General features: G+C 67.4%; 2 protein-coding genes. Both read left to right on the plus strand.

Going from position 1 to position 5,093, the window contains the following annotated elements; translation table 11 throughout:
* The first annotated feature begins 323 nt into the window (after positions 1–323).
* Entirely contained in the window at positions 324–1,514 is a 1,191-nt protein-coding gene (gene carA, locus FJY88_11800; GenBank protein ID MBM3288016.1) for a glutamine-hydrolyzing carbamoyl-phosphate synthase small subunit, read from the plus strand.
* Complete coding sequence (gene carB, locus FJY88_11805) at positions 1,507–4,695, plus strand: carbamoyl-phosphate synthase (glutamine-hydrolyzing) large subunit (GenBank protein MBM3288017.1); 3,189 nt, start codon at positions 1,507–1,509, stop codon at positions 4,693–4,695. Before carA ends, carB begins: the two co-directional genes overlap by 8 nt.
* Positions 4,696–5,093: the final 398 nt, after the last annotated feature.

Consider the following 5,093-nt stretch of genomic DNA (forward strand, 5'->3'; position numbering starts at 1 on the left):
ACCCCAAGGAGCGGCGGATCCGCGTCGATGTCCGGGATGGGGATCTCGTGATCGAGAGGACGATCGCGGCCGCCCCGACTCCGCGCCCGGCCAAATCGGTCAAGGATCGCGCGTAGGGAGACGGCCGAGGCTCCTCATCTCGTCGTCTCGGGACTCCGGGGGACGCTCCCCCGGCGCGCGGGTTCGGCAGGCTCGGCCCATAGCGTTCTCGATCGTCCTGCCGCCCGCCTCTCCACCATGCCCGGCATCGTCTTCGTCTCGCCTCGCCGCGTCGCCTCGCTTGCCCCGGCCGATCCGCGCCGATACGATGCCCCCGGTGAACCATGCGTGACGATTGGGCTGGCGCAGAGCCGCAGGCTTCCCGTGCCGCCGTCCGGGAGAGCCACGGCGTCCCGGCCGTCCTCGAGCTGGAGGATGGGACGCTCTTCCAGGGCGTGAGCTTTGGCGCTCCCGCGGAGACCGACGGCGAGGTCGTCTTCAACACAGGCATGGTCGGCTATGTCGAAAGCCTCACCGATCCATCCTACCGCGGCCAGATCCTCGCCCTGACCTTTCCCTTGATCGGCAACTACGGGGTTCCAGCCTGGCGGGCCGGCTCGGAGAGATTCGAGTCGGACGCGATCCAGGTGAGAGGCCTGATCGTGTCGGGAGTGTGCGAGGCGACCGGCCACTGGGAGGCAAGCCTCGGGTTGGGGGCATGGCTCCGGCAGCAGCGGATCGTGGGCCTGTCCGGCGTCGACACGCGGGCGCTGACGAGAGTCCTGCGGAGCCGAGGGACGATGCTGGGCCGCGTCCATCTCGGGGAGCGCGGGGCGCGAGGCCCCTTCGCGGTCGCGGATCCCAATGCAAGGAACCTGGTCGCCGAGGTCGGCCGGAGAGGCGTCGAGACCCTCGGGCCGGGTCCTCCACCCGCACGCTCCGCCCAGCAGTCGCGCGGAACCGCAAGGCGGAGGGAACCTCATGTCGCTGTCGTCGACTGCGGCTGCAAGAGGAGCATCGTGCGCGAGCTGCGAGCCCGCGGGTGCCGGGTGAGCCTCGTTCCTCATGATCATGACCTCGGCTCCATCGATTGCGACGGCATCCTCGTCTCCAACGGCCCGGGAGATCCGGCCGTCTGCTCGGAGACCGCGGGCCAGCTCGCGCGGGCGATGGCGCGGCCGCGGCCGGTGCCGATCGCGGGGATCTGCCTCGGCTCCCAGATCATGGCCTTGGCGGCGGGCGGGCGCACCTACAAGCTCCCGTATGGCCATCGAGGACAGAACCAGCCGGTGCGCGACTTGATCACGGGCCGATGCCTGATCACGAGCCAGAACCACGGCTACGCGATCGAAGCAGGGAGCCTGCCGCCGGGGTGGAACGTCTGGCACACGAACCTGAACGATGGAACGGTGGAGGGCATCCGCCATGACGCCCTTCCCTTCCTGGCCGTCCAGTTCCATCCTGAGGGATCGCCCGGGCCGCTGGACTCGGCCGGCTTCTTCGACACTTTCCTGGGGTTGCTGGGAGATGAGTGAGCAGCCCAGAAAGGTCCTCGTCCTCGGCAGCGGAGGCCTGCGGATCGGACAGGCCGGAGAGTTCGACTACTCCGGGTCCCAGGCCCTGAAGGCGCTCAGGGCCGAGGGGATCGAGACCGTTCTGGTCAATCCGAACATCGCGACGGTGCAGACGACCGAGGGAATGGCCGACCGCCTCTTCTTGCTGCCTGTCGACGCGGAGACAGTCGAGCGCGTGATCGCGAAAGAGAGGCCCGACGGGCTGCTGCTCGGATTCGGGGGACAGACGGCCCTCAACGTAGGACTCGAACTGCATGCGAACGGCGCGCTCGCGCGGCATGGAGTGAGAGTCCTGGGCACGCCGATCGAGACCGTGAGGGACACGGAGGATCGGGAGCGCTTCGTCCGGAGGCTCGCCGAGATCGGCGTTCACACCGCGCGCTCGATCGCATGCGCAGATCCCCGGGAGACGCGCGCAGCGGCCGAGGCGATCGGGTATCCGGTGATGATCCGGTCCGCCTACGCCCTGGGAGGGCAGGGAAGCGGCGTCGCGCGAGACATCGGGGAGCTCGAGACGATCGTCGCTCGGGCGCTCGCGCAATCGCCTCAGGTGCTGGTCGAGGAGTATCTGGGCGGATGGAAGGAGATCGAGTATGAAGTCGTCCGCGACGGCGCGGGCGACTGCGTCACGGTCTGCAACATGGAGAACCTCGACCCGATGGGGATCCACACCGGCGAGAGCGTCGTCGTCGCCCCGAGCCAAACCCTCTCGAATCGCGAGTACCACATGCTGCGGGATGTCTCGCTGCGAACCATCGGACACCTGGGAATCGTCGGCGAGTGCAACATCCAGTTCGCGCTCGATCCGCGAAGCGCCGACTACAGGGTGATCGAGGTCAACGCCCGCCTCTCGCGATCCTCAGCCCTCGCGAGCAAGGCGACCGGGTATCCTCTGGCGGCCATCGCCGCGCGTCTCTCACTGGGCCACGCCCTTCATTCGATCCCGAACAGCGTGACTTCGAGCACGGTCGCCTTCTTCGAGCCGGCCCTCGACTACGTGGTCGTCAAGGTGCCCCGCTGGGACCTGGAGCGCTTCCGTGGGATCTCGACCCGCATCGGCTCCGAGATGATGAGCGTCGGAGAGGCGATGGCGATCGGGAGGACCTTCGAGGAGGCCCTGCAGAAGGCGCTGCGGATGATCGGCACGGGCATGCATGGCCTCGTCCTGAACCGGCTCCAGTTCGACGACCTCGCCGGCGAGCTGGCGCAGCCGACCCATCGCCGGATCTTCGCGGTCGGGGAGGCCTTCGCACGCGGGATGAGCCTCGAGGAGATCCACTCCTTGACCCGGATCGATCCCTGGTTCCTGCAGCGGATGGCGGGGATCGTCGAGACGATGAAGAGGCTCGCGGGCCGATGCGCAGAGCGGGAGGCCGTGGACCCGGAGTTGCTCCGCCGCGCGAAGGTCCTCGGCTTCAGCGACTTCCAGATCGCCAAGGCAATCGGTTCGTCGATGGAGGAGGTCCGCGGCCTCCGCCAGCGCCACGGGATCATCCCCGTGGTCAAGCAGATCGACACGCTGGCCGCAGAGTACCCGGCAGTGACGAACTACCTCTACTTGACCTACCAGGGCGCCGCTTCGGACGTCGAGCCTCGGGCCGGCGCCGTGATGGTCCTCGGAGGCGGGCCCTACCGGATCGGCTCGAGCGTCGAGTTCGACTGGTGCTGCGTCAACGCCGTCCAGACGGCCAGGCGGGCCGGCTACCGAACGATCATGGTCAACTGCAACCCGGAGACCGTCTCGACCGACTACGACATCTGCGACAGGCTCTATTTCGAAGAGCTGACCCTCGAGAGGGTACTCGACATCTACGAGTTCGAGATGCCCGAGGGAATCATCGTCTCGATGGGCGGGCAGACGCCGAACACCCTCGCCCCGCGACTCGAGCGCGCAGGAGCCCGGATCCTGGGCACTTCGCCCTCCGATATCGATCGGGCCGAGGACAGGAACAAGTTCTCCTCTCTGCTCGACGAGCTCGGCGTCGAGCAGCCGGAATGGATGGAGGCGCGGAGCATCGAGGAAGCGCAGACCTTCGCGGCGCGGGTCGGCTATCCGGTCATGATCCGTCCCTCCTATGTCCTCTCCGGAGCGGCCATGGCGGCCGTCTTTGACGCGGCGAGCCTCGAGGCCTACCTGCGCCGGGCGACAGAGGTCAATCCCGCCACTCCGGTCGTGGTCTCGAAGTTCATCGAGAACGCGAAGGAGGTCGAGTTCGACGGCGTGGCGCGCGACGGAGAGATCCTCATCTACGCGATCGGCGAGCATGTCGAGAACGCCGGCGTCCACTCGGGAGACGCGACGGTCGTGATCCCACCCCAGCGGCTCTATGTCGAGACGGCGCGCCGGATCAAGCAGACCGCCCGCAGGATTGCGGCGAGATTCAAGATCACCGGGCCCTTCAACATCCAGTTCATCGCTCAGGAGAACCGACTGAAGGTGATCGAGCTGAACCTCCGCGCCTCGCGGACCTTCCCCTTCGCGTCGAAAGTCCTGCGGCACAATTTCATCGACATGGCCACGCGAGCCATCCTCGGCGAGGAGGTCCCCCGGGTCGAGGGGTCGAGCCTCGATCTCGATCGCGTCGGCGTGAAGGCGGCCCAGTTCTCGTTCGCGCGCCTGAAGGGAGCCGATCCGACGATGGGGGTCGCGATGGCGTCGACGGGCGAGGTCGGTTGCCTGGCTCCTGAGATGGAAGAGGCTCTCCTCTTGGCGCTTCGTTCGACCGGGTTCGTCATGCGCAAGAAGACGGCGCTCGTCTCGACGGGCCCTCCGGAGACGAAGGCCGAGTTCCTGCCGGTGGTGATGAGGCTCCAGCGCATGGGGTACGAGTTCTACGCCACGTCGGGGACAGCCCGCTTCCTGCGCCAGAACGGGATCGAAGCGGAAACGCTGCGATGGCCCTCGGAGGCGAGCTCCCCCAACTGCCTCGACTACATCCAGTCCGGTCGGATCGGCCTTGTCATCAATATCCCGAAGAACAACGAGGAGGAGGAGCTCTCCAACGACTACAGGATCCGCCGCGCGGCGGTCGACCACCAAGTGCCCTTGCTCACGAACCTGCGGTTGACCGAGCGCCTCGTGGAGGCGTTGGAGGCCGCCGACTTCGAGGACCTGCCCGTTCGCGAGTGGGGCGAGCTCTGAACAGTCTCGGGGCGAGGACCTCCGCCAGGGATGGAGAACCGCCCGTGCAGGGGCGGCCGGGAGTCGATCCCGGCCGCCTCGCACGCTGTCGATCAGAACTGGATCAGATTCGGCGTGGCCTGATAGGCGTAGCGGAAGGTGATCGCGCGGGAGCCGGCCGCCCCCGAGATCGTCTGGACATGGATCTTCGCATAGTGGCCGGAAGGGGTCTTGATCGCGTAGACCGCCCCCTGGATCACATCCATCTGCGTCTGGAAGCCGGCCGCGTCCGTGGTGCTCGCTTCCCAGTTGGTGCCGAGGAACTTGACCCCGGCGCGCTTGCTGGCCCACTCCGTGTTCAAGCGGGCGAGCAGCTCGGGGCTCTTCAGGGAGAGGACGGAGCCGGGATCATCGTCCGC

Source organism: Candidatus Eisenbacteria bacterium (assembly GCA_016867495.1).
In the GTDB taxonomy this organism is placed as follows: Bacteria; Eisenbacteria; RBG-16-71-46; order CAIMUX01; family VGJL01; genus VGJL01.

What these genes read in the sequence shown, in the direction of transcription:
- carA (MBM3288016.1), top strand. Translation starts at nt 324, where the DNA reads ATGCGTGACGATTGGGCTGGCGCAGAGCCGCAGGCTTCCCGTGCCGCC.
- carB (MBM3288017.1), top strand. Translation starts at nt 1,507, where the DNA reads ATGAGTGAGCAGCCCAGAAAGGTCCTCGTCCTCGGCAGCGGAGGCCTG.